Raw genomic sequence first — 22,751 nt, forward strand, 5'->3', positions numbered from 1 at the left:
AGCGGCATCGTCGGGCCGGCGTGGCTGGTACGGCCAGTGGCGAGATCGCCACATGTCCGGGTAATCTCGCCACCGTGGTGGCTCCGCTTCGCGTCGGTGTGCTCGCCTATCCAGGCTGCTTCGCGTCGGAAGTCTTCGGAGTTCCCGACCTTCTCACGATGGCCTCGCACATCGCCGCGCCCACCGGGAATCCGCTGTACGACGTGTCGATCCTGTCGCCGCGGCGGCGCGTGGTCGCCGCCGGCGGGGCGGTGATCACGGTCGTGCCCGTGCGGCAGGTCGACGTTCTCGTCGTACCCGGGTTCGAGCTGCACCCCGGACTCGACCTGGACGCGACCCTCACGTCGCTCAGGCCGGAGATCGAAACCATCAGATCCAGTGCGCAATCGGGAGTCGCGCTGGTTTCGATCTGTGTCGGCGCGTTTCTGCTGGCGGATGCCGGCCTGCTCGACGGGCGGGAGTCGACGACCTCGTGGCTGTTCGCCCACCGGCTGGCAGACCGGTGTCCCGGCACCGACGTCAGACCGGAGAAACTCGTGGTCACCGACCGTGGGGTGACGACGACCGGCGCGTTCAGCGCGATGTACGACTTCGCCCTCGGCCTCATCCGCGAGCACAACGGCAGCCGCGTCGCCCGCGCCACCGCGCGTGTTGCGCTCGTCGACGACGCGAGGTCCAGCCAGGCTCCGTACGTCGACAGGGAACTGTTGCCGGCCACCGGAAGCCAGTTTTCGCAAGGCGTCAAACGCTGGCTGGACCAGAACATGCGCGAGCGCTACGACCTCGGGCTGCTCTCCGCGACGTTCCACGTCAGCACGCGAACGCTCCTGCGGCGGTTCCGCGCCGAGACCGGCCAGACCCCGCTCGGATACCTGCAGGCGGAACGGGTGCGCAAGGCGAAACACCTGCTCGAGACCACCGAGCGGACAGTCGCCGGCATCGCCGCCGATGTCGGCTATCGCGACCCGGGCGCGTTCAGCGCCATCTTCACTCGCCTGGCGGGGAAACGGCCGCAGGACTACCGCGCGACATTCAAGGCGCACGCCGAACCGTCTACTCCGTGAACATGGTCAGCGACCGAACTCGGTCGAAGCGCCGGGCAGCCAGGTCTTCGTGGCGGATCAGGAAGCGGCCGACGTGGACCTGGTCCGCCAACTGGAACTGGGCCAGCGGTATCCACTCGCTCATCAGCCGGGTCGTCTCCTCCTCCACGAGCCGGTCGCGGTCCGGCACGTCGTGCGCGATCGAGTCCTCCGCCATGCCGTACTCGGCGTTTTCGCCGATGCCCAACTCCATCGAATAGCCGCCGAGGTAGAGGTCGGCGCCCGTGGTCACCTGCGGCCAGAGCTCGGTGAACAAGGTGCGGAGATCTTCGAGGTGGGCGGTGTCGCCCACCTGCAGCTGGACGACGTCCGACTCGAACTCGAGGTTCCCCGGTTCGTCGAACCAGCCCGGCATCTCCGGCTGGACCAGAGCGACGAGGTCGGACCGCGGCCGGAGGAAACCCGATTCGAACCAGTCGTCGTCGTGAGGCGGTGGCTGTTCGATCTGTTCGGTGGCGGTGCCGGCCGGAATGTGGACGACCCGTGCGAACTCGTGCTCGTCGTGCGCGTGCAGAGCGTGCTCGTGCGCCAAGAAGAACAGCAGCGACCCGTCCGCCGGGAGCTGGAGGCCGTCGGCCCGTGGCAGCTTCGCGCAGTCGAGCGAGGCGATGAACGGAAGCGGCAACCGGCCCAGGCCGTTGATGTCGGCGTACGGCCATTCCGCGCCGGCCGGCAGGCGGGGCAGCCCGCCGTTCTGTCCGGCCACGCCACCGTGCCGCTCGGCCGACCCGATGCCGTACCGGTTGGCGTTGCACACCCAGATCGCCACACGGAGAAAGCGGCCGATCCGGTCGGCCGCTCCGGCCGGGATGCCGCGCTCGATCGCCGTACTCCGAAGCTGTTCGAGATGGTTCATGGCCGAGCACTCTCGCACATCCGCCGGTGATCGTCCGATCTGAGCCCGGCGATCGTCGTAGTGGTTCATCAATCGGTTCTGTTCATGAGAGCGATGGCGCATCGACGCGAAAGCATGTGCGATGAGTTCTTCCCCGGCTGTGTCGTCGCATTGCGGTCACGGGTGCGGGGAAAGCGGACAGGTCGGGCAGGTGAAATAAACCCGATTGCCGGCAGAAGCCGTCGACGCGATCATGGGCCGGTGTCTGTGGACGTGCGGCTGGAAGAGGTGAAGTCCGGGCTTCGCGGTGCGTTCACCTGGCGGGGCGATAGCACGGATCAGCATCGCTATGCCGACGTCACAGGTTGGTGGCGCCGGCCCGATCTGCTCAAGTGTCTTGGTCCCGCACTGGCGCAGCTGTTCGCGGGCGAGCGCCCCACGGTCGTCCTTGGACCGGAATCTCGTGGCTGTCTCTTGGGGCCGTTGGTCGCTCTGGTCTTCGACGTCGGGTTCGTTGAGGTTCGCAAGGACCGCGTGGGGTCGAGCGATAGTGATGTCTGGTTGCAGCGAACAACACCACCGGACTATCGAGACCGTCACCTCACTCTCGGTTTCCGCAAAAGCCTGATCAACAGTGGCGATCGAGTGTTGTTCGTCGACGACTGGACAGAGACCGGCGGGCAGGCCAGTGGCGCCCACATGTTGATCCAGGATGCCGGGGGCTTCCTGGCTCGGTGTTGCGACGGTGGTTGACGCGCTGAGCAGCAACCAGGTCCGACGGCAATTGAACGTACGGTCACTGCTGCATGTCCGAGAGCTCTGACCTCTTCGGTGGCTGAGCCGTTGCCGTCGCCTCGGTCGTATCAACTGCCGACCAGCGGCATGAGGGTGTGTTTCAGGGCTAATCGCCAGTTCTGAGCCTGGGTCGGACGGAAAAGACCATTCGACCGTCAGCGACTGTCATGGTGTACGTCGTCTCCGGCGGTCCGGGTTCCGCCGATCAATTCGACGCCGTAGATCTCGCCGTCGGGTTCGGTCATCACCTCGTACCGGAAGGTTTGCAGCAGCTCGGTCAAGGACTGCACCGTGCTCGCCCCGGGTCCACCCGCTCTTCAGATCGTCGCACTGGTTCAACGCACATATCGCGCTCAGTGCTCGCTCGTCGCCATGAGCGGATGTCGGCGACGTCCGCTCGATGGCCAGCCCCACCCGAGGGGCGCGGTGATCGGTACTGTCTGCCGGTGGGGTTCACCGAGCGGGCGCGCAGGGTGCGTGACGGGCGGCTGGCGTATGGCCGGCGGGTCGCCGCGCTGTGTTCGTGTGTGGGCCTATACCACCCGATCGGCCATCGAGCGACGTTGAGCTTCCTCGGTGAGCTGGCGGGGCCGTATCAGCAGCACGAGCCGGCTCTGCTGCGGGCGCTCGAGGCGTTGGAGGCCAGTCGCGCGGTGTGGCGCGAGGAGGTCGCTTCCTACGTCGGCGCACGGGTGAGGCAGAAGCGGCTCGGCCGGCGGGTGCCCTCGCCCGGGGATCCGCCGCCGAGCAGGATGGGTGGCCATTGGTACGCCTCGACCCCGGACGTGTCGCGCCGCGCTGCGCTGCACGCGCTCAAACTGTGGGAGCGGGGTCAGCAGGCGGACCACGAGGTGCGGTCCGTCGTGCGGTGCTGCATCGCCACCGGCGGGCGGTTGACGGACGAGCAGCTGGACGTCGTTTCGCGCCGACGTGTGTCGGATGAGACCGAGGAGGCTCGCTGGGCGATCACGCTCGTCGCGTCCGCCAGCGGTGCGGTCCGCGCGTGACTCGCCGGTGGGCGTCGGCGAGCGGTGCGTCGAAGTTCGGATGGTCATGCAACGCCAGGGGCGGTGAGACGTCCTGGTGATCGTGAGACTGATCCGTATCGCCGGGCTCGGCCTGGGTGTCCTGGTCCTGGCCGCGTGCAGCGGGCAGACCGCCGGAACCGCGTATCCGGCCGGAGCTGCCGGAGCGACCGCGACGACGACATCGCCCGGAGCACCGGCCGCGACGGTGGCGTTCGCTCCCGCGGATCAGCTGAACCCGAAGGACCCGATCGTCGTCAAGGCCTCGGGCGGCACACTGCAGGCGGTCACGGTCACGAACCCGCAGACCGGCAACGCCGTCCAGGGCGGTCTCTCACCGGACAAGACGACCTGGACCAGCACGGACCACCTCCGGTACGCGGCCACGTACCAGGTGGTCGCCACCGCGGTGAACCAGGCGGGTGCGGCGACCGAGCAGCGCGGGGAAGTGCACACGCTGAAGCCGGCCGGGGTCGCCACGCCGGCACTCTTCCAACCGGCGTCGGGTGATTTCGGCGTCGGCCTGATCATCGGCCTGAAGTTCGACCACGACATCACCGACAAGGCCGCAGCCGAGAAGTCCTTCAAGGTGACCTCCGCACCCGCCCAGGAGGGCGGCTGGTACTGGGTGGGCAAGCGCGAGGTGCACTTCCGGCCCAAGGACTACTGGAAGGCCGGCTCGACGGTGAAGCTCGAGACCACGACCTTCGGTACGCCGATCGGCGGCGGGGTGTACGGCGGCCAGGACGTCTCGGCCACCTACAAAGTGCATGACTCGTGGGTCGCCAAGGCTGACGGCAAGACGCACCAGATCCAGGCGTTCCACAACGGGCAGCTGGTGAAGACCGCGCCGACCAGCATGGGCAAGACCGCCGACACCCCGCCGCGAGGCGCGACGCCGACCTTCACCGGCACCCACACGGTGCTGGGGAAGGAGGAGCACAAGATCATGGACTCCTGCAGCTACGGCGTGTGCGAGGGCGACCCCGGCTACTACAGCGCGCCGGAGAACTGGAACGTCCGGATCTCCAACGACGGCGAATACCTGCACGAGAACCTGAAGACGGTCGGCGTGCAGGGCAGTGCCAACGTCTCGAACGGCTGCCTCAACATGAACACCGAGAACGCCAAGTGGTTCTTCGACAACTTCAACGTCGGCGACGTCGTCGAGGTCACCAACTCGGGCGGCCCGCAACTGGCGATCAACAACGGTCACGGCGACTGGGCCATCAGCTGGAGTGCTTGGAAGGCCGGCAGCGCCTTGCGCGGCTGAGTTCCGCCTGCAGCGCGTTTCCCGGTCTGTCGAACGCAACGAGCCTGTGCGCGCCGGATCACCCGGCAGCCCCGATCTTGTCCAGCTGGGCCACGTCGTCCTCCGAGAGGCGGACTCCGGCGCCCGCGATGTTCTGGGTCAGGTGCGCCACCGACGAGGTGCCGGGGATGAGCAGGATGTTCGGCGACCGCCGCAGCAGCCAGGCCAGTGCGACCGACATCGGTGTCGTGCCCAGCCGGGTGGCCACGGCCGACAGCGCCGACGACTGCAGCGGGCTGAACCCGCCGAGGGGGAAGAAGGGTACGTAGGCGATGCCCTGGCCGGCGAGTTCGTCGATCAGCCGGTCGTCGTGCCGGTGGGCGAGGTTGTACATGTTCTGCACGCACACGATCGGCGCGATCGCCTGGGCTTCGGCGACCTGTTCGGGGGTGGCGTTGGAGACGCCGAGGTGCCGGATCAGGCCCTGCTGCCGGAGCTCGACCAGGGTGCCGAACGCCTCGGCGAGGGAGCCGGGCTGCGGTCCCGTGGCGTCGCCGAGGCGGAGGTTGACCACGTCGAGCCGTTCGAGGCGGAGGGTTTCCAGGTTGTCGTGGACCGCCCGGCGCAGGTCCGCGGGCCGCCGGGCCGGGGGCCAGCCGCCGTGCTCGTCGCGGTGCGCGCCGACCTTGGTCACGATGTGCAGCGATGCGGGGTAGGGGTGCAGTGCCTCGCGGATCAGTTCGTTGGTGACGCGCGGGCCGTAGGCGTCCGCGGTGTCGATGTGGGTGATGCCGAGGTCGACGGCCTCGCGCAGGACGGCGAGCGCGCCGTCGCGGTCGGCGGGCGGCCCCATGACCCCGGGGCCGGCCAGCTGCATGGCGCCGTAACCGAATCGGGTGACGGTCAGCTCGCCCAGCGACCACGTGCCGCCGGGCAGGAAAACGGTGTTCGTGCTCATGCCGTCGATCTTGGTGCGCGGCCGGGCGCGGCGGCCAACACCGATCCGGTGGACTGTGATACCGGGGAGGTATCACAGCGAGGTACGCTGTGGTGTGGACACCTTGGAGACCCGGGAGCTGCGGTACTTCATCGCCGTCGCCGAAGAACTGCACTTCGGCCGGGCCGCCGAGCGGCTCGGCATGGCCCAGCCGCCGTTGTCCCGGGCCATCCAGCAGCTCGAGCGCCGCCTCGGCGTCACCCTGCTGGAGCGCAACCGCCGCGGCGTGTCCCTGACCGGCGCCGGGGAAATCCTGCTGCGAGAGGGCCGCGCGGCTCTCGACGCGACCACCGCCGCCGTCCGCCGCACCCGCCGGGCCGGCGGACCGGGTGGCTCCCACGATCGGCTGGTGCTGGCGGTGAAGGCCGGCGCGTTCCACGAGCTGCTGAACAAGCTGCTCGACGCCTACACGGCCGAGCCCGGCGCCGCCGCGATCGAGGTCCTGCCGAGCGGCATGTGCGAGCAGGAAGGGATGCTGCGCGACGGCCGCGCCGACGTGGCGCTGATGCACACGCCGTTCAACTCCCTGGCCGGGTTCGACAGCGTCGAACTGATGACGGAGGCACAGGTGGCGGTCCTGCCCGCGAGGCACCCCCTGGCCGCGCGCAAGACGTTGTCCCTGGCCGAGATCTCCGACGTTCCCGGCCTGCCGCTCGCCCGCTGGCCACGCCACGACACCTACCCGCCCGGCCCGGGGCCCGAGGTCCACGACCAGACGCAGCTGGCCCAGCTGATCGCCCTCGGGCGCACCATGACGGTCTTCCCCGAGTCCGCCCGCACGTGGCTGTGGGAAGAGCACGCCGCCGTCCCTCTCAGCGACGCACCACCGGTCACCACCCATATCGTCTGGCCCGCGCACAGCCGCTCACGCGCACTGGCCGGGCTGATCCGGACGGCCTCGCGGCTCTGACCCGCCACGGTGATACCGCCCTGCGCGCAGCCCGTTCAGAGAAGCAGGTCGAACATCCGGAAGACCTGGTCCCATTCGGCGGAGCCGGGGTTCTTCACGCGGGGGTCGATGATCTTGAACGCCTGGGCGAGAGCCACGCTGAGGCCGCCGGCGACGGCCGGGAGCCGGCCCTCGGTCTCTTCGGAGATCGCGACCCCCAACGCGGGACGCGCCAGGAGCTGCTCGAGCAGCGGCACCACTTCCAGGTCCTCGTCCAGCTTGAGGAACTCGTGCATGCGCTCCTGCAGTCCCTTGGTGATCGGCAGGTCCCGCGGTTCGATGACGTCCCGCCCGTTGGCCTTGGCCGTGGCCTTGGCCACCACGAAGAGGTCGTAGACCTTGCGGTCCAGGAACTCGTCGTACCGTTTCAGATCGCTCTTGTCGACGTCCAGGCTCGCGGCCACCCGGAAGAACCGTTCGAACCGCGTCGCACCCATGACCGGCATCAGGCCTCCTGTGAGAGATGTTCGTGGACGAACCGAACGGCTCGAATGGATTTCGCGGACGAGGTCGCGGTGGCGATCCGTCAAGCCAGCTTCGACGCCAGCACATCGAGCTGCGCGACGTCGGGCGGCTTCGCGAACAGCTCGGCGGCCCTCTCGCCGAGCGCTTGGCCGACCTTGCCCTGCAGATGGGCCGTGCGGCCGGCGTCGTCGGGAAAGAAGTCAACGATCGCGTACGTCGTCGGTCCGAGCTTGACGGCGAACCACGGGTAAGTGGCCGGCTCGTCCTCGACCAGCGAGCGACCGGCGTTGAGGAACTCCTCGACGTCGGCCTCCTTGCCCGGCTGCGCCTCCAGCGTCACCAGCAGTCCCACCGTGACGGCCATCGCTACCTCCTGCGGTTCGTTCGATCACTGCGGAGGTCAGCATCGGGCAGTGCGGGCGGGCGGCGCATCAGCCCGCCAGGCCCGACATCGATCGCGGTTGTAGGCCTGGTGGGCCAGGCCTCACGGTGACGGAGGGTTACACCAGGGTCGCCGGGGGCACGTAGTACGGGTTCTCCAGCAGCACTCCGCACATCAGCACCTGCGGGTGCGTCTTCAGCAGGTCGAACACGATGTTCTCGCGGTACCGGGAGACGTCGTACACGCACAGGATCGCCTGTGGGTAACGGCGGGTGAAGTCGTTCAACGCGGCCTCGTACCGGAACAACTCGGGCAGCCCGGGCAGCTGCGGGTGCCACCAACGCGCCTCTGCCCCGAGCCGGACGAACGGGTAGCCCGCGGCCATCGCGGCGGACACGGCCTCGTCCCAGAACTCGATGATCCGGTCCACGGAGAACTCCTCCGGCGACAGCAGCCGGTCTCCCGCCGCCCGGATGTCCAGCTGCGCCGAGTCGACGCGCCCGCCGATGTCGTCGACGTCCTCGCCGAGCCGGTCGAGAAAGCCGTCGACCTCGTCCTCGTGCACGCCGAACAGGCACTTTTCGCCGGCACGCAAGCCTTCGGTCAGGAAGGGCAGGAGGACGCTGTCCCGGTCTTCCTCGCCCACGTGCAGTGCGCAGATGTGCTGCCCCGGCTCGATGACGACGCCAGGGGTGCCGAACTTCCGGGAACCGGTCATGACGGAATCCTCTGTTCGAAATCGGGATCGTAAACGTTTTTCGGCGGTGAGAGGTAATACGGGTTTTCGACGAGCGTCCCGGCCATCCAGACCTTCGGATGTGCCTTGATCATCGGAATGATCAGGTCGCCGCCGAACAGGTCCAGGTCGTAGAAGCACAGCACGACCTGCGGGAACTTTTCCCCCCACGCGGTTATCGCGACCTCTTCGGCGAGGAGCGCGTCGATCAGAGCGGGACTCAGCCGGGGCGCGGCCCAGCTCATGTCTCCGACAATTCGCCCGAACGGATGGTCGCCGGTGCCGAACCTGCGCCGCGACCAGCCGTCCAGCATCGCGAAGAGCTCGTCGGGCGCGAACTCACCGTCCCGGAGGTGGCCGTCGTCCGGCTCGGTCACCACGAGGTCGCCGACGTGGTCCAGCCGTTCGCGGAAGTTCTCCCGCTCACCCTCGGCGCCCAGGTAGAGCACGGCGTCCCCCGCCCGCAGGCCCTCGGTGAGGAAAGGGACCAAGAGGTGGTCCCGCTCGGCTCTCCCCCGGTGGAAGACGCACAGGTGGTCACCTGGCGCCAGCAGGGCCCCGCCGAGGGCCACCTCGCGATCGGTCCGATGCTTCCGGTCCATCGTCACCTCCGGTCACGGCGATCCCCGCAGCACCTGCCACACCCGGGTGGCGAGGTGCAGGTTCAGCCTGCTGTCCACATCGTTGAGGTCGAGCTCCGTGATCTCCCGGATCCGGCCGAGCCGGTAGCGCAGCGTGCTCCGGTGGATCGTCAGCGCGGCCGCGGTGTCGTCGTAACTCCCGCCGCACTCGAGGTACTGCGCGAGCGTCGCCACCAGCTCGGCGTTGCGCTGGGTGTCGTAGTCGAGCAGCTTGCCGAGCCACTCGCGGACGAACTCGACGACGTCGCCGTGGTTCTGCCCGGTGTCGAGGATGCGGTAGATCCCCAGTTGTTCGAAGGTGGTGACACCGTTCGGGGCCTGCGAAGTGCGCCGGATCTCGAGCGCCCGCACCGCTTCCGTGTAGGACTTGGGCAGCCGCCCCGGGGTTTCGCAGCGGCTGCCGATACCGATCGCGCCCCCGGCACCGAGGCTTTCCGACAGCGAGGCGTACAGCGCCGCACCGTCCAGCGGCCCGGCAACCAGCAGCACGATCGCGCCCGAGTGGCGCGAGACGAGCGAGGCGAGCCCGAGCGTCGTCACGGCGCGTCCGGTGGCCTCGGCGACCACGTCCTCGGCGAGGTCGCCGGCCCAGCGCAGCACGACCACGTGGTGCGGACGGCGAAGATCGTGCCCGATCGCCTCGGCGCGGGCGTGCGCGCTGCCGTCGTCGGTTCCGGCGATGAGGTCGTCCACGAGGTCACGGCGCAGGCGCAGCTCGACTTCGGCCAGGCTGCGCTGGTGGGAGAGCTCCAGCGCCAGCACGGTCGAGCCGTACTCGAGGGCGAACACCTGTTCCGCGCCGGCGGTGTGCGCCGGGTCGATGAGGGCGAGCACGCCGAGCACCTCGTGCCGCGGCCGCACCAGGGAGATGAGCCGGTCCTTCACCCGGACCGGCTCGGACAGGGTCGCGGCGTGCCGGAGCAGCTCCTCGCGCCGGTGCACGCCGACCTTCGGGTACGGGTCCGGGCGGCCGGGACCGCCCCACGCGCGCAGGTTGCCGAACCGATCCTCGATCGCTACCGGCAGCGCGGTCAGCTGGTGCAGCGCGTGCGCGATGCCCGGCTCGCCGGCCCTGGAAGCCGGGATGGTGGACAGCACGTCGTGCACCAGCTTCTGCTGCTTGAGCCGCTCCACCGACGCGGACAGCTGATCGTTGAGCTCCCGCAGCGCCACCGACTGCCGCCGCTCCCGCTTGAGCAGCGCGGAGTTCGCCAGCGCCGTGGCGGTCTGCTGGCACAGCGAGTTGAGCAGGAAGACTTCGTCAGGTGAGGGCGGGTGCTCGGCCCGGACCACGAGGTGGCCCGTCAGGCCGCCGAGCCCGCGCAGCGCGTGGCACCAGCGCCAGCGGCCGTCGGCCAGCTCGATCCGCCCGCTCTGCCCACCGAGCTTGCCGACTTCCGCGCCGAGGCCGGGATGAGCCTTCTCCGCACCGTTCTGCGGGGTGACCGTGCCGTCCTCGTCGACGAGGTACGCCGCATCGGTTGTGCAACCACTAAGCGACGCCACCGAGGTCGCGGCGAGCCGCAAAATGTCCGCCGCTTCGCGGCCGTCGGCCATCATCATCGAAATCGCGGAGAGGCCGTAGAGATTCGACAACTGGGCGCGCCACCAGCTGTCCGTTCGGGCTTCCGCGTCCTGTGTGGACGCGTCGTTCTCGGGTGTCATCTCCGGCCTCCCCGACGCGACCTGGTGTTTCGCACCCTACGCGGTCGGCGGCCGTTCTGCCGGGCCGAAAGCCGCGTACCGCGCCTGGCACGCAGGAAGGCTTGCGCAGCAGGCGGTCCACCACAAAATCGGTTTGGATCGGACACTCACGGCATGACGATCCGTCCCGGGATCGGTTCGGTGTTGTTCTTGGTTTCCTTGTCAGAGGCCGGGGAGAGACACTCGTCGTCCTTCGGCGGCGGACCGGCCGATCGCGTCCAGGAGCCGGTGCCGTTTGACGGCGTGGGTGAAGTCCGGGGCGGTCGCGGTGCCGTGGGTGAGATCGTCGCGGATCGCCGCGTAGGCGTGCGCCAAGGTGTGCGTCGGTGTTCCGGCCAGCTGAGGGTAGTCGTCGTAGCCGTCGGGCAAGGTCAGCTCCGACAGCCCGGCACGCCCGTGTGAGCCGCGGACCGTGACGGGGCCGAGGTGCGGGTACCCGGTGGCGGCGGTGACCTCGAGGGTTCCCTCGGTGCCGTCGACGAGAAGAGAGAAGCCAGGTCCCGACAGCGTCCCGCCGCGGTGGTGGGCGGAGAGAACGGCTCCGCCCGGCAACGTGCCCGAGACGGCGATCTGGTCCTCGGCCGTCATCGGGACCGTCCGGCCGGTGCCGCTCAACGGGACGAGCGGTCGCCGGACCGCTGTCGAAGCGACCACGTCCTGCAACTCGCCGACGATCATGGACACCAGGTCGATGGCGTGCCCGAAGGCGATGGTGAGCATCGTGGCCCCGAGTGCGCGTTCGAGCGTGTATCGCATGCGCTCGGAGACGGGGGTGCCCCACTCGACCGATGCCGCCAGCACCGTCGCGGACAGGACCTTTCCCACGTATCCGCCGGCGACGAGGTCGGCCAGCCAGCGGGCGGTGGGGGAGGAACGCCCTTGGAGCCCGATGAAGGTACGCGTCCCGCGGGCGGCTCGGTGCAGTTCTCCGGCCTCGGTCAAATCGACGGCGAGCGGCCACTCGCTGAGCACCGGCACTCCCGCCGCCAGCACGGGCAAGATCAGCTCGCGATGCCTGGGCACCTGGACCGCGACGACCACCAGGTCGACGTTCTCGTCCTCGGCGAGCTGCTGGACCGACGCGTAGCCGGGCACCCCGAACGCGGCGCCGGCCGCGACCGCCGAGGCTTCGGAACTCGTCGCCAGAGCGGTCAGTTCCAGGCCGTCGACGGCCGAAAGCGCGGGCAGGTGTGCTCCGGACGCCCATCCTCCCGACGCGCTCAGGCCCACGATCCCGACCCCGATCGGCCGTTTTCCGGGTTCTGCCATCGTCTTCCTTTGGCATCGCCGGCTACGACGTGCGGGGGTGCTGACCCGGCCAGGCGAGCAGCGCGGTGGCGGCGATCTCATCGAGTTCGGCGGTCCCCAGGCCGTTCGCGGCCTGGACCGCGATGCCGAACCCCATCGTCATGACGAACCGGGCGAGACGCCTCGGATCGGCGTCCGGCCCGAGGTCGCCCTCGTCGACCGCCCGCCGGAAGCGCTCCTCGAGCCGTACGCCCGCATCGTTGCGCCAGTCGACGAGCACATCGTGCGCCGGGCGGCCCTGCTCGCTCAGCGCCAGTGCGCCCTGAACGGACAGGCACCCGGCGGGCGCGCCGGGCGATGTCGTGGTCCGGACGGCTCCGCGAAGGAACGCCTCGGCCACCCCTCGTGCCGTGGGCTCGTGCAGGGCGCGCGTCGCGTAGGAGGCGGGGCCCTCGGCGTAGCGCTTCACCGCCTTGCGGAAGAGCTGCTCCTTGTTGCCGAAGGCGGCATACATGCTCGACTTGGTGATCCCCATGGCACCGGTCAGATCCGTCAGGCTCGTGCCGTCGTAGCCCCGAGCCCAGAACACCTGCATGGCGCACTCCAGCGCCTCGTCGATGTCGAACTCCCGGGGGCGGCCGAACGCTGTGCTCCCCGAACCACCCATGGCGGCGTCCTCCTCGTTCCAGAGCCACCGGCTCTCGTCACAGCAGACTTTAGTACCGAGCGGTCCTGATGTGCTAGCGTTCTGTACCGATCGGAACTTAAAGCGGTCGACCTCACGTCAGAAAAGGACATCAGGATGAAAACCGCCTCGCTCGGAGGGCTGGAGATCTCCCGCATCGGTCTCGGCGCGATGGGAATGTCAGCCTTCTACACCGGAGCCGGCCGGCTGAACGACCAGTCGATCCGCACGATCCGGCACGCTCTGGATCTCGGTGTCACCCACATCGACACCGCCGAGGTCTACGGCCCCTTCGTCAACGAAGAGCTGGTCGGCCAGGCCATCAAGGGGCGCCGGGACGAAGTCGTCGTGGCCACCAAGTTCGGCCTCGTCTCGCACACCGGGCGCCCCGGCCCGGACAGCAGCCCGGCCGGCATCCGGGTCGCCGTCGAAGGATCCTTGCGGCGCCTGGGCACCGACCACATCGACCTCTACTACCAGCACCGCGTCGATCCGGACACCCCGATCGAGGACACCGTCGGAGCCCTGACCGAACTGGTCGCCGAGGGCAAGGTCCGCCACATCGGCCTGTCCGAGGCGGGCCCCACGACGATCCGGCGCGCGCACGCGGTGCACCCGCTCGCCGCTGTGCAGTCCGAGTACTCGCTGTGGACCCGCGACCCCGAAGCGGAGGTTCTGCCGGTCCTGCGAGAGCTCGGCGTGGGCCTCGTCCCGTACTCGCCGCTCGGCCACGGGTTCCTCACCGGCACCATCCGCTCGCTGGACGGCCTCGACGCCGACGATTGGCGCCGCACCAACCCGCGGTTCACCGGCGGCAACCTCGAACTCAACCTGCGCATCGTCGACGAGGTCAACGCCGTCGCCGCCGAAGCCGGGGCCACGCCCGCACAGGTCGCCCTCGCTTGGCTGCTCGCCCAGGGCGACGACATCGCCCCCATTCCCGGCACCACCCGCATCGACCGGCTCGAGGAAAACACGGCCGCCGACCACATCGGACTCACCGACGCCCACGTCGCCCGGCTGAACAACCTGGAGTCGGCCGCCGGTGACCGCTACGCCGAAGCCGACCTGGCCGCCATCGACCGCTGACCGACGATCACACTTTCAGGGGAACACATGAGAAAGAAAATGACGGTCCTGACCAGAACAGTCGTCGCCGTCGTCACCGCGGCCACCGCCGTCGTGGGGACCGGCCTGGTCTCGGCCGATGCCGCCGTGACCGCAAGACCGGAGTCGGCTGCCGTGCAGAGCACCGCCACCCGGACCGGCGAACCGGCCAACCGGCCGCCGACCGGCTACCAGTCGAACTACGCGTGGGTGAACGGTTTCCGGATGCATTACCTCCGTGGAGGCAGCGGCTCACCGGTCGTTCTCCTGCACGGTTTTCCGCAGACGTCCGCCGAGTGGGAGCCGCAACTTCAGGCCCTCGCCAAGAACCACACGGTGATCGCTGTCGACCTTCGTGGAACAGGTGACTCCTCGGTTCCGGAGACCGGCTACGACACGACACAGCTGGCTGACGACGTCCACACGCTGCTCGCCCGCCTCAACCTCGACAAGGGCATCCAGATCGTGGCCCACGACATCGGCGCGTGGATCGCCTACCCTTACGCCGCGATGTGGCCCACCGAGGTCAGCAGGATGGTGGTGATGGAGGGGCCCATCCCCGACCGGTCCCTCTACACGTTCCCGGCTTTCTCTCCCGAGGGCGAGCTTTCGACGTGGCACCTGGGATTCTTCCAGAAGGACTTCGCTCAGGATCTGGTCCGTGGGCACGAGCGCGACCTGGTCAAGGGGTTCATCGAGCAGTACCTGGCCGTGGACAGTGCGTTCGATGACGGCGACTACGAGTTCTACGCCCGATACCTCCGCGAGCCCGGCCGGTTCAAGGCGTGGATGGCCATGTACCAAGCGCTGCACACCGACATCGCCCAGAACGAGAAGTTCCGCGGGGCGGGGCTGCTGAAGATGCCGGTCCTGGCCGTCGGCGGCGAAGAGGCGCTGAGCGGTGCCGTCGGTACACAGTGGAAGGGTTACGCCTCGAACGTCGAGACCCGGGTAATGGCCGACACCGGCCACTGGCTCACCGAAGAACGACCGCGGGAACTCACCGCGCTGCTGCTGGAGTTTCTGCGCTGACGGCTGGAAACGCTGAAGCCAACCGCTGAACATCAGGGCGTGCACTGTCCGAGGACCGTGCACGCCCTGACGTTCTCGATGCGGTGGCCGCCGATCCTCGAGGGCCCGTGGCGTCGACTACGGTCAGGCGCACCCGAGCCTTCGCCACACGGCGGATGGGAACCACACAGTTGCGAGCCAACGGTTGGGCGTGACCGAGTGGGCTCGAGAGCTGGAGCGAGCGGGGCTCGCCCCGTCGACGGTGAGCTGGAGCACAAGATCACACCGCAAGCCGATCACCGAAGATCGAACCCGGAACGCGAAAAACCCCTCCGACCAGCCACAACGGCTGAAACGAAGGGGTTCTGCGAGAGTGGAGCTAAGGGGACTCGAACCCCTGGCCCCTCACTGCCAGTGAGGGCCGATCATGGTCCTGACCTGCGGCGATGGAGAATCGCCTAGTGAAATGATGCGCTTCGGTGCCGTTCTTGGCAACTGGGTGTTGTTGAGCGCGATTGCGGCAGGGGGTTTGCCCCAGCTGTGCCCCGGCGAAATTAGTGAGAGGAATGGCCGCGCTCGTATCGAACATCCGGTGCAGCTGGCAGGCGGTCCGGGCTTGGATCCACCCGAGGGGAACCAGGTCGGGCCGTGTCGTGTGCCCTTGCTCTGACCGTTGCCTTGAGTTGTGCCCTTGTCCCGGCTGCTCTTTGGGCTGATCGTGCGGACGACATCCGATCTGGTCGAACAGCCGTGCGCCGCCTTCTCCGATGTCCTCCCGGCAGTCTGCACCCGAGCCCGACGACCTGCGCATCTCGGCGCGTGCTTGCGTCGCGGCAGCGTGGTGCCGGCATCGGCGAGTGTTCGCGCTGGTGGCGAAGGAGGGAGCCACGACAGCTCCCATGGCTCCGAAGAGCGCTGTTTGACAACGCGTTTTCGACAGCCTACTTTCGAAAAGACGTTTTCGATACATGCCCGGCGAATGATCTCCCAGTGATCGACGCCGGGCTCGGAGGGTTCAGCCATGAGCAAGCAGACGCCAACGCCGGCAGCGAGGTCGGTGCGGCGTAAGCGGCTGACCGCCGAGCGGGAACGCGAGATCCTGGACGCGACGTTCGAGCTGGTCGCCGAGGTCGGCTACGACCACGCCACGGTCGACGAGGTCGCACGGCGCACCCGGTCCAGTACCGCCACGCTGTACCGGCAGTGGGACAACAAACCCACCCTGGTGATCACCGCGCTCCGCACGCGCAAGTACCCGCCGTTGCCCCCGATCGACACCGGTGACCTGCGCGGGGACCTGGTCGCACTGGCCCGGCACATGCCCCCACCGCATCCCGCGGGCGCCCCGACGCTCGGGATCTGGCAGGCGGTGATGTCCGACCCGGCGCTGGCCAGGGCCCTGCGGGACGTCCTGCTCGCCCCCTATGTCCAGGCGCTGCAAGCGATCCTGGAACGGCACGTCGAGCGAGGGGCGATCCGGCCGGACAACCCGGCGCTGGAGCATGCCGAGATGTTCCTGCTCGGCAGCTTCTTCATCGAGAAGCTCCTCAACGGCGAGGAAGCCACCGCGCGGCAGCTGATCGCCGTGATGGACGCCCTGCTGCTCCCTGCTCTCACCGCCGGCACGGCACGTTGAAAGGCACATCGATGACCAGCAGTTCCAGCGACACCATCCTCGTCACCGGAGGCTCCGGGTTTCTGGGCGGTCGCATCATCGCCCAGGCCCTGGCCGCGGGCTACCGCGTGCGCACCACAGTGCGCTCCCCAGATCGCGAACCCCGGGTCCGGCAGAACCTCGAGGCCATGGGCGTCTCCGCGGGCGAAGCACTCACCTTCGTCACGGCCGACCTCACTGGCGACGCGGGCTGGACCGACGCCGTGGCCGGCTGCCGGTATGTCCTGCACGTCGCCTCTCCGTTCCCCGCCGGGGAGCCCGAGCACGAGGACGAGCTGATCGTGCCCGCGCGGGAAGGCACGCTGCGAGTGCTGCGCGCCGCGCGTGACGCCCGGGTGCAGCGGGTGGTCGTCACGTCCTCGTTCGCCGCGATCGGCTACGGCCACCCCCAAACGGATCGCGCGTTCACCGAAGAGGACTGGACGGACACGACCGGGCCGATCACCCCGTACATCAAATCCAAGGCCGTGGCCGAACGCGCGGCGTGGGAGTTCGTCGAGCACGAGGGCAACGGCCTGGAGCTGGCCGTGGTCAACCCGGTCGGCATCTTCGGCCCGGTCGTCGGCGCCGATTCCTCCTCTTCGATCGGCATGATCAGCCAGCTGTTCACGGGCGCCACGCCCGGCACGCCTCGCCTGTACTTCGCGGTGGTCGACGTCCGGGACGCCGCCGACCTGCACCTGCGCGCGATGACCAGCCCCAAGGCCGCCGGGCAGCGGTTCATCGCCGCGGCGGGCGACGCCGTGTCCCTGCACGAAATCGCCCTGGCCATCCGCGACCGGCTCGGCGACGCGGCGAACGCGGTGCCCGCCACCGAACTCCCCGACGACGTGATCCGTGCCGCGGCCGAGAACACCCCCGCGTTGCAGGGCATGCTGCCCAACCTCGGCGTGATCCGCCACGTCTCCAACGAGAAGGCCCGCACGCTACTCGGGTGGCGACCGCGCTCCGCCGCGGACACCGTCGTCGCGACCGCGGAAAGCCTGCTCGCCCTCGGTCTGCTCCCGACCGGCTCGTAGCAACATATGTCCTTAGTGGAGGTTCAATGCGCGCGGTGGTGATGTCCGGCTACGGCAGGCCGGACGTGCTGAACATGTCCGAGGTCGACCTCCCCGAACCCGGTGATGGCCAGATCCGGCTGGCCGTCCGGCTGGCGGGCGTCGGCCCGACCGACCTGGCGATCCGAGGCGGCCACCTGCGGCACGCGTTCCCGATGACCGATCCCGCGATCCTCGGCTTCGAGGCGGCAGGTGTCGTCGACGCGGTCGGCCCAGGGGTCGACGACGTCGCGCCGGGCGACGAGGTCGCCGCGTCCTTACCCGGCCTGGGCGGTTATGCCGAGTACGTGGTGGCGGACTACTGGGTCCGCAAGCCCGAGGCGGTCAGCTGGGCGGACGCCGCCGCGGTTCCTGCCTCGGGCGAGGCCGCCGTGCGCGTCCTGCGCCTGCTCGGGGTCACCGCAGGCGAGACGCTGCTGATCCTCGGCGGAGCAGGCGCGGTCGGGACCATCGCCACACAACTGGCCGTCGCGGCCGGCGTCACCGTGATCTCGGCTGTACGCGAACAGGACTTCGCCGTGACCGGGCAGTGGGGTGCGACTCCGATCGATTACACCCGGCCGCTCGGCGACAGCGTGACCGCGGTGGACGCCGTGTTCGACGCGGCCGGCCGCTCCGACCTCGGGACCGCGGTCCACCTGGCAGGTGGCCCGGAACGCGTGATCACACTGTCTGATCCACGCGGACCGCAGATCGGCGTCACCCTCTCCAGCTCCGTCCCGGGCGGGATCCGACCAGCGTTGAGCGAGGTGATGACCCGGCTCGGCGAGCAGCGCCTGACGCTTCGGCCGCACACGGTCCGGCCGCTGACCGAGGCCGCCGCCGTGCATGCAGGACTGGAATCCGGTGCCCTGCACACAAAAGTTCTCCTCGCCACGAGCAAGACGGGCCGTACGCCGTTGGAGGCTTTGCGCTCGACCGACCGCGAAGGGCGTTGACAGCTCCCGACAGAGCAACAGTCCAGGGCTGGCGTACTCGTCGGACGTCAGCCGGTGCGGCCTCAGAACATCGACTCGCCGCCGTCATCGCGACTTGGACGCGGCCGACATGCCGCCAGATCATGTCGAAGCCCCAACCATGACCATATCCGCCCCTGCGTCGCCTCGGGCCATCCGCCCATCGGCTACTCAAGACTGGGCGATAAGACCGGGTCCGGCCAGACTCTGGTCCAAGGTGCTCGGTGAGTCGCTCCCACATTGCGGCTGCCGCCGGTGTCATGGGCGTGGCTCTCTCATGGCATGCGTCTCACCGAGCACCGGGCGAGGAGTGGCTGAAAGGGATTGTTCTGCTCGACGTGCGGTGCCCTCCTTGCTGACATCGTCACGTCGAGGGTGATGCTGGGACGGCCTTATCTGGTGTGTGGATGTCGTCATGGCGTGGGTCGAGCAGACGGGTCAGGTTTCGTGGCGGGTCCGGTACCGCCGCGTGGACGGGACTGTGGGGTCGGTGCCGGGGTTTTGCAGTCGCCGGAGTGCGGAGGCCTACGCCGGTGACGTGAAGTCCGATCAACGGCGGCAGGTGTGGATCGACCCTGCGGGCGGCCGGCTCACATTGCGATCGTGGGAGCGGTGGTTGCCAATGCAGGATCTGGATCCCCGGACGGTGGACAACTACGAGAGCTACCCGCGGTGCCACGTTCTCGTCCGGTTCGGCGCGACGCCGTTGGGGGAGATCACGGCGCTGGATGTGGATGCGTGGGTGAAGGAGTCGCGGGAGGCCGGCTACGCGACGGCGACGGTGGCGAGTTGGGCGAAGCTGCTGTCGATGATCTTGAGTGATGCGGTGAGGCAGCGGCTGATTTCGGTCAATCCGGTGTGGCAGCGGCGCCGGCGTGGTCGCCGGTCTTGGGCGATGGTGGCGGAGCGGGTGTGGGCGAGCCCGGGGCAGGTGCTGCGGATCGCGAATCAGGCTGGCGTGCTCGGGGGACCGGTGGCGCGGTTGCTGGTGATCACTGCGGCGTGGACGGGGTGCCGGTGGGGTGAGCTCGCGGCCCTGCACCGCGACAACCTCTACCTGGACGCCGGCCGGCTGGTCGTTGACGCCGAGGCCGGGTCCCTGCACGAGTCGCGAGGCCGGCGGTGGCTGGGTCCGCCGAAGACGCCGTCCTCGGCCCGCACCATCGCGCTGCCGCCGTTCCTGATCGGGCTGTTGCGTCGGCATCTGGAGACGCATCCGTTCGAGTTCGTGTTCACCAACGCGTGCGGCACCTGGTTGTGGCGCTCGAGCTTCGACCGCCGCGTGTTGCGGCCGGCGATCGACGGTGGTGGCAAGGCGGGGGTGCGGTTGTATGCGGTCCGGCCCGGGTTGACGTTCCACGGGTTGCGGCACAGCCACAAGACGTGGCTGATCGCCGGAGGAGCTCCCGAGATCGCCCAGGCCCGCCGCTTGGGTCATCACCTGCCGAACCCGGGTCGTCGAGGTCTATTCGCACGTGGCGCCGGAGGTGGAGAGGCGGTTGCTGGCTGATCTGCAGCGCCGTTGGCAGAAGGCGACCCGCAGTCCGTATCCGAAAGGGCCGAAGCCGAAGGTGGCAGCGACAGGCAAGCCGCAGACGGCCCCGTCGGCTAAAGACACCCGATCGGTGCAGGCTGCCCCTATTGCCGCTGGTGGGAGGGACCACCTCGGCGGCACCGTCCGGGAGCGGCGGCGACGGGGTGCCAGAGGCCCGGCGGGCGGGAGCGTAGTGCTCCAGAAACGCCCCAGCAGTGACACCGATGCACCGGTTGAAGCGGATCACCCAAGATCGTTCCGGGATACGAAGAAACCCCTTCGACCTGCCGGAACGGCGTGACCGAAAGGGTTCTGCGAGAGAGTGGACGTTAGGGGACCTTACTCGAACATAAAAGGCCAGCTCACGGCCCTGGAAGAGCTCCGTGAGAAGCTTCCCAGCCTCGATACCCCCGAGCCGCCGTCGATGAAGCGCGACCGACCCGGCCGGGCCCGGCAACTCCGTGCCGACCAAGTCGAGCAGCTGATCGCCGACTACCAGTCCGGCGCGACGGTGTACGAACTCGGCGACCGGTTCGGCATCGAACGGCGAACAGTCAGCACCATCCTCCGCCGACACGGTGTGCCGATGCGCCGCCGCGGACTCTCGCCAGACCAGGTCGACGACGCGATCCACCTCTACAACCTCGGCTGGTCCCTGGCACGAATCGGCATCCACATGGACGTCGCGGCCGACACCGTACGCAAACACCTCCTCGAACACGGCGTCGCCATGCGTGACACCCACGGGCGCCCGCGCACCGAAGCAGGCACCCCACGATGACCCGGCCAGCAACCACACTGCCACCTCGATCAGGTTCGAACAGCACTACCGTCGTTCAAGCCGTCACCGTGCTCATGGGCATCGTCGTCGGACTCACCTTCCTCTTCGGCTTCGGGAACGTACTTAACCTCGCACTCCGCCTCGACGTGCCCGCCTGGGTCGCTCCCCTAGTCGCCCCCGCCGTCGACCTCTCGATCCTTGGACTTCTCCTCGGCAGCCGACACCTCGCCCTGGCAGGAGTGACGCCGGTACAACTGCGGCCGGCACGCCGGCTGCTGATCTTCGCGAGCGTCGTGACGCTGGCCTTGAACGTGACCGACCCGCTCGTAGCCGGCCAGTACGGCAAAGCCGCCTTCGACGCCGTCGGCCCGCTGCTGCTGATCGGCTGGGCGGAGGTCGGTCCCGACCTGCTCAGGGCACTGACCACCGCGAATCGGCCAACCGATGCAGTGCACGACCAGGTGGAAACGGAGCGGACCCCGCACCGCGACGAGTCGACCGCCGTCGTGCAGAGGGCACCCGAAACGTCCGAGGGCGGGGCGAATCCCGACGAGACCCCGACAGACGACCAGATCAATTTCCCAACTACCAGGACGGTTGACAATGAGCTGCTTGAGCGAGCAAGGGAGGAAGACACGCGCCATTGGAACGTGCATGGCCGGCCGATCAGCGCAGACACGCTCCGGAAGAAGCTCCGCATCGGCGCGGCCCGCGCCAGGCTGCTCGTCGCTGTCGTCCGGGCGGACTCGCAACGACGACCAGCTCACGACGGTGTGCCTACCCAGGCTGGAGTGTGATGACCGATGATCACCGCAGTTCGGGTTCCTTCTTGGGCGTGTCGACGACGACCGCTCGAAGGGTAGACAATCGGCCCCCTGCAAGGTCGATATTGAACCGCAGGTTGGGGGTCGTATGCGTTCCATTCCGGAGAAGACCTTGGAGCATTGGGCGAGCATCTACCTGTCGAGCCGGTTTCCGAACGGAGCGATGTGGTGGCCCACCTCCGGCGAGGATGTCTTGGCCGCACTACCGCGGCTCGCTGCGTCCGGGCCGGGAAAGACGTTAGCTCTCGAACTGAAGACAACCGAGGCGACCCGTACCGATCACGCGCTGTGGATCGATACCCGGCAACTGGACCGCTATCTCAACCCACCGTCAGGGCCACCCCTTCCTGTCTATTACGTGTTTCCGGTACCGCATTGGACTGGGCCGCTGACGTCCTGGTCGGGCACAGCACCTGCTGCTCCGGCCACGATGACCGCAGCGCCACCGGAGTGGTGGCGACGGCGGGTGGGATGGCCGTGGTTCGGTGATTGGCTCTACGTGATGTCAGCACAGTCACTCAGCGAGGCATTGCCGACCACCTGGACGGCCTCGTCGAAGGCGAAAGCGAAACTCTTCACCCTGAACGCATCCCGCGCTGTCGGCATGAAGCCGGACTGGACGACTCTGTTCACCCGGACGCCGACCGCGGCACCGATGGACTGGACGTCGTTCTGGAAGGTAGTGACGCGGTGCGGGCCACACGACGGAGTGCGATGGCGCACCATCGCTGGTGAGGGCGACCAGCCAGACCGCGTGCTGGTCCTCAGTAGCAACGAGGAACGCGAGTGGCAGTTCGACCAACTGCCAGGCCGGTTGCGGCGGGAACTCGAACCGCTTGCCGCTGACGAGGGCGGAACCGAACGCGTGGTGCTGCACGTCCCTGAATCGGCACTTATTTGACCGGAGCACCGCGCGCCGACAGACCGTCCTCGATGCCTGGCGGTGCTGCCCGACCTCGCCCAGGGACCGGCAGGAGCCCCATGATCT

At 68.6% G+C, this 22,751-nt stretch carries 24 protein-coding genes; 14 read left to right on the forward strand and 10 right to left on the reverse strand.

The features are described from left to right. Nucleotides 1–20: 20 nt before the first annotated feature. On the forward strand, nt 21–1,064 hold the full coding sequence (locus AA23TX_RS22350) for a GlxA family transcriptional regulator (protein ID WP_230862668.1): 1,044 nt from the start codon (nt 21–23) through the stop codon (nt 1,062–1,064). On the opposite strand, the gene AA23TX_RS22355 is transcribed toward AA23TX_RS22350, so the two are convergent. Continuing rightward, entirely contained in the window at nt 1,054–1,959 is a 906-nt protein-coding gene (locus AA23TX_RS22355) for a DUF1963 domain-containing protein (RefSeq protein ID WP_155544816.1), read from the reverse strand. The genes AA23TX_RS22350 and AA23TX_RS22355 overlap by 11 nt on opposite strands. Nucleotides 1,960–2,199: 240 nt before the next feature. Between AA23TX_RS22355 and AA23TX_RS22360 the strand changes: the two genes are divergently transcribed. After that, nucleotides 2,200–2,691 carry a phosphoribosyltransferase family protein gene (locus tag AA23TX_RS22360; RefSeq protein WP_230862669.1) on the forward strand — a complete coding sequence of 164 codons (492 nt, stop codon included), beginning with the start codon at nt 2,200–2,202 and terminating at the stop codon, nt 2,689–2,691. Between the two features lie 197 nt (nt 2,692–2,888). On the opposite strand, the gene AA23TX_RS50785 is transcribed toward AA23TX_RS22360, so the two are convergent. Continuing rightward, nucleotides 2,889–3,014, reverse strand: coding sequence for a hypothetical protein (locus AA23TX_RS50785; protein WP_277875416.1), 126 nt, complete (start codon nt 3,012–3,014; stop codon nt 2,889–2,891). Nucleotides 3,015–3,179: 165 nt separating this feature from the next. On the opposite strand from AA23TX_RS50785, the gene AA23TX_RS22365 reads away from it, so the two are divergent. Continuing rightward, nucleotides 3,180–3,740, forward strand: a complete 561-nt coding sequence (locus AA23TX_RS22365) for a hypothetical protein (RefSeq protein WP_230862670.1) — start codon at nt 3,180–3,182, stop codon at nt 3,738–3,740. 88 nt (nt 3,741–3,828) lie between these two features. Beyond that, the gene (locus AA23TX_RS22370; protein ID WP_155547236.1) at nt 3,829–5,031 is read left to right on the forward strand and encodes a L,D-transpeptidase; all 1,203 of its coding nucleotides are present in this window, start codon (nt 3,829–3,831) and stop codon (nt 5,029–5,031) included. A gap of 58 nt (nt 5,032–5,089) precedes the next feature. Here AA23TX_RS22370 and AA23TX_RS22375 read toward each other — a convergent pair whose 3' ends face one another. Beyond that, nucleotides 5,090–5,968 (reverse strand): aldo/keto reductase family oxidoreductase, encoded by an 879-nt coding sequence (locus AA23TX_RS22375; RefSeq protein ID WP_155544817.1) that lies wholly within the window; start codon nt 5,966–5,968, stop codon nt 5,090–5,092. Between the two features lie 94 nt (nt 5,969–6,062). Here AA23TX_RS22375 and AA23TX_RS22380 point away from each other — a divergent pair, with 94 nt between their 5' ends. Further along, nucleotides 6,063–6,917, forward strand: coding sequence for a LysR family transcriptional regulator (locus AA23TX_RS22380; protein ID WP_155544818.1), 855 nt, complete (start codon nt 6,063–6,065; stop codon nt 6,915–6,917). Between the two features lie 35 nt (nt 6,918–6,952). Here the strand turns inward: AA23TX_RS22380 and AA23TX_RS22385 are convergent, their stop codons facing one another. The 7 genes from AA23TX_RS22385 to AA23TX_RS22415 form a co-directional block, all read right to left on the reverse strand. Next, nucleotides 6,953–7,402: a DUF1931 family protein gene (locus AA23TX_RS22385; protein ID WP_155544819.1), complete on the reverse strand. Its 450-nt coding sequence runs from the start codon at nt 7,400–7,402 to the stop codon at nt 6,953–6,955. Nucleotides 7,403–7,482: 80 nt separating this feature from the next. Next, nucleotides 7,483–7,785 (reverse strand): putative quinol monooxygenase, encoded by a 303-nt coding sequence (locus AA23TX_RS22390; RefSeq protein ID WP_155544820.1) that lies wholly within the window; start codon nt 7,783–7,785, stop codon nt 7,483–7,485. Nucleotides 7,786–7,921: 136 nt separating this feature from the next. Beyond that, a complete protein-coding gene (locus AA23TX_RS22395; RefSeq protein WP_155544821.1) occupies nt 7,922–8,521 on the reverse strand; it encodes an MEDS domain-containing protein in 600 nt (199 codons plus the stop codon). Continuing rightward, nucleotides 8,518–9,141, reverse strand: coding sequence for an MEDS domain-containing protein (locus tag AA23TX_RS22400; protein ID WP_230862933.1), 624 nt, complete (start codon nt 9,139–9,141; stop codon nt 8,518–8,520). The genes AA23TX_RS22395 and AA23TX_RS22400 overlap by 4 nt, the downstream gene beginning before the upstream one ends. Nucleotides 9,142–9,153: 12 nt before the next feature. Continuing rightward, nucleotides 9,154–10,845 carry a PucR family transcriptional regulator gene (locus AA23TX_RS22405; RefSeq protein WP_155544823.1) on the reverse strand — a complete coding sequence of 564 codons (1,692 nt, stop codon included), beginning with the start codon at nt 10,843–10,845 and terminating at the stop codon, nt 9,154–9,156. A gap of 201 nt (nt 10,846–11,046) precedes the next feature. After that, complete coding sequence (locus tag AA23TX_RS22410; RefSeq protein ID WP_155544824.1) at nt 11,047–12,153, reverse strand: Gfo/Idh/MocA family protein; 1,107 nt, start codon at nt 12,151–12,153, stop codon at nt 11,047–11,049. Nucleotides 12,154–12,175: 22 nt separating this feature from the next. Next, nucleotides 12,176–12,799, reverse strand: coding sequence for a TetR/AcrR family transcriptional regulator (locus tag AA23TX_RS22415; protein ID WP_155544825.1), 624 nt, complete (start codon nt 12,797–12,799; stop codon nt 12,176–12,178). Nucleotides 12,800–12,934: 135 nt separating this feature from the next. Between AA23TX_RS22415 and AA23TX_RS22420 the strand changes: the two genes are divergently transcribed. The 9 genes from AA23TX_RS22420 (at nt 12,935) to AA23TX_RS22460 (ending at nt 22,664) form a co-directional block, all read left to right on the forward strand. Further along, nucleotides 12,935–13,906, forward strand: coding sequence for an aldo/keto reductase (locus AA23TX_RS22420; RefSeq protein WP_155544826.1), 972 nt, complete (start codon nt 12,935–12,937; stop codon nt 13,904–13,906). Between the two features lie 27 nt (nt 13,907–13,933). Next, nucleotides 13,934–14,956, forward strand: coding sequence for an alpha/beta fold hydrolase (locus AA23TX_RS22425; RefSeq protein ID WP_230862671.1), 1,023 nt, complete (start codon nt 13,934–13,936; stop codon nt 14,954–14,956). Nucleotides 14,957–15,956: 1,000 nt separating this feature from the next. Beyond that, nucleotides 15,957–16,571: a TetR/AcrR family transcriptional regulator gene (locus AA23TX_RS22430; protein ID WP_155544827.1), complete on the forward strand. Its 615-nt coding sequence runs from the start codon at nt 15,957–15,959 to the stop codon at nt 16,569–16,571. 11 nt (nt 16,572–16,582) lie between these two features. Beyond that, nucleotides 16,583–17,629, forward strand: a complete 1,047-nt coding sequence (locus AA23TX_RS22435) for an SDR family oxidoreductase (RefSeq protein WP_155544828.1) — start codon at nt 16,583–16,585, stop codon at nt 17,627–17,629. A gap of 26 nt (nt 17,630–17,655) precedes the next feature. Next, nucleotides 17,656–18,606 (forward strand): NADP-dependent oxidoreductase, encoded by a 951-nt coding sequence (locus AA23TX_RS22440; RefSeq protein WP_155544829.1) that lies wholly within the window; start codon nt 17,656–17,658, stop codon nt 18,604–18,606. Nucleotides 18,607–19,039: 433 nt separating this feature from the next. Beyond that, nucleotides 19,040–20,134, forward strand: a complete 1,095-nt coding sequence (locus AA23TX_RS22445; protein ID WP_155544830.1) for a tyrosine-type recombinase/integrase — start codon at nt 19,040–19,042, stop codon at nt 20,132–20,134. 346 nt (nt 20,135–20,480) lie between these two features. After that, a complete protein-coding gene (locus AA23TX_RS22450) occupies nt 20,481–20,939 on the forward strand; it encodes a hypothetical protein (protein ID WP_230862672.1) in 459 nt (152 codons plus the stop codon). 74 nt (nt 20,940–21,013) lie between these two features. Next, nucleotides 21,014–21,736, forward strand: coding sequence for a hypothetical protein (locus AA23TX_RS22455; RefSeq protein WP_230862673.1), 723 nt, complete (start codon nt 21,014–21,016; stop codon nt 21,734–21,736). 115 nt (nt 21,737–21,851) lie between these two features. Then, nucleotides 21,852–22,664, forward strand: a complete 813-nt coding sequence (locus AA23TX_RS22460) for a hypothetical protein (protein WP_155544832.1) — start codon at nt 21,852–21,854, stop codon at nt 22,662–22,664. The last annotated feature ends 87 nt before the right edge of the window (nt 22,665–22,751 follow it).

Origin of the sequence: Amycolatopsis camponoti, from assembly GCF_902497555.1 — a bacterium.
GTDB lineage: Bacteria > Actinomycetota > Actinomycetes > Mycobacteriales > Pseudonocardiaceae > Amycolatopsis > Amycolatopsis camponoti.

Coding starts and splice junctions, on each gene's coding strand:
- AA23TX_RS22355 (WP_155544816.1), bottom strand. CDS start 1,959: ATGAACCATCTCGAACAGCTTCGGAGTACGGCGATCGAGCGCGGCATC.
- AA23TX_RS22375 (WP_155544817.1), bottom strand. CDS start 5,968: ATGAGCACGAACACCGTTTTCCTGCCCGGCGGCACGTGGTCGCTGGGC.
- AA23TX_RS22385 (WP_155544819.1), bottom strand. CDS start 7,402: ATGCCGGTCATGGGTGCGACGCGGTTCGAACGGTTCTTCCGGGTGGCC.
- AA23TX_RS22390 (WP_155544820.1), bottom strand. CDS start 7,785: ATGGCCGTCACGGTGGGACTGCTGGTGACGCTGGAGGCGCAGCCGGGC.
- AA23TX_RS22395 (WP_155544821.1), bottom strand. CDS start 8,521: ATGACCGGTTCCCGGAAGTTCGGCACCCCTGGCGTCGTCATCGAGCCG.
- AA23TX_RS22400 (WP_230862933.1), bottom strand. CDS start 9,141: ATGGACCGGAAGCATCGGACCGATCGCGAGGTGGCCCTCGGCGGGGCC.
- AA23TX_RS22405 (WP_155544823.1), bottom strand. CDS start 10,845: ATGACACCCGAGAACGACGCGTCCACACAGGACGCGGAAGCCCGAACG.
- AA23TX_RS22410 (WP_155544824.1), bottom strand. CDS start 12,153: ATGGCAGAACCCGGAAAACGGCCGATCGGGGTCGGGATCGTGGGCCTG.
- AA23TX_RS22415 (WP_155544825.1), bottom strand. CDS start 12,799: ATGGGTGGTTCGGGGAGCACAGCGTTCGGCCGCCCCCGGGAGTTCGAC.
- AA23TX_RS22420 (WP_155544826.1), top strand. CDS start 12,935: ATGAAAACCGCCTCGCTCGGAGGGCTGGAGATCTCCCGCATCGGTCTC.
- AA23TX_RS22425 (WP_230862671.1), top strand. CDS start 13,934: ATGAGAAAGAAAATGACGGTCCTGACCAGAACAGTCGTCGCCGTCGTC.
- AA23TX_RS22430 (WP_155544827.1), top strand. CDS start 15,957: ATGAGCAAGCAGACGCCAACGCCGGCAGCGAGGTCGGTGCGGCGTAAG.
- AA23TX_RS22435 (WP_155544828.1), top strand. CDS start 16,583: ATGACCAGCAGTTCCAGCGACACCATCCTCGTCACCGGAGGCTCCGGG.
- AA23TX_RS22440 (WP_155544829.1), top strand. CDS start 17,656: ATGCGCGCGGTGGTGATGTCCGGCTACGGCAGGCCGGACGTGCTGAAC.
- AA23TX_RS22445 (WP_155544830.1), top strand. CDS start 19,040: ATGGCGTGGGTCGAGCAGACGGGTCAGGTTTCGTGGCGGGTCCGGTAC.
- AA23TX_RS22455 (WP_230862673.1), top strand. CDS start 21,014: ATGGGCATCGTCGTCGGACTCACCTTCCTCTTCGGCTTCGGGAACGTA.
- AA23TX_RS22460 (WP_155544832.1), top strand. CDS start 21,852: ATGCGTTCCATTCCGGAGAAGACCTTGGAGCATTGGGCGAGCATCTAC.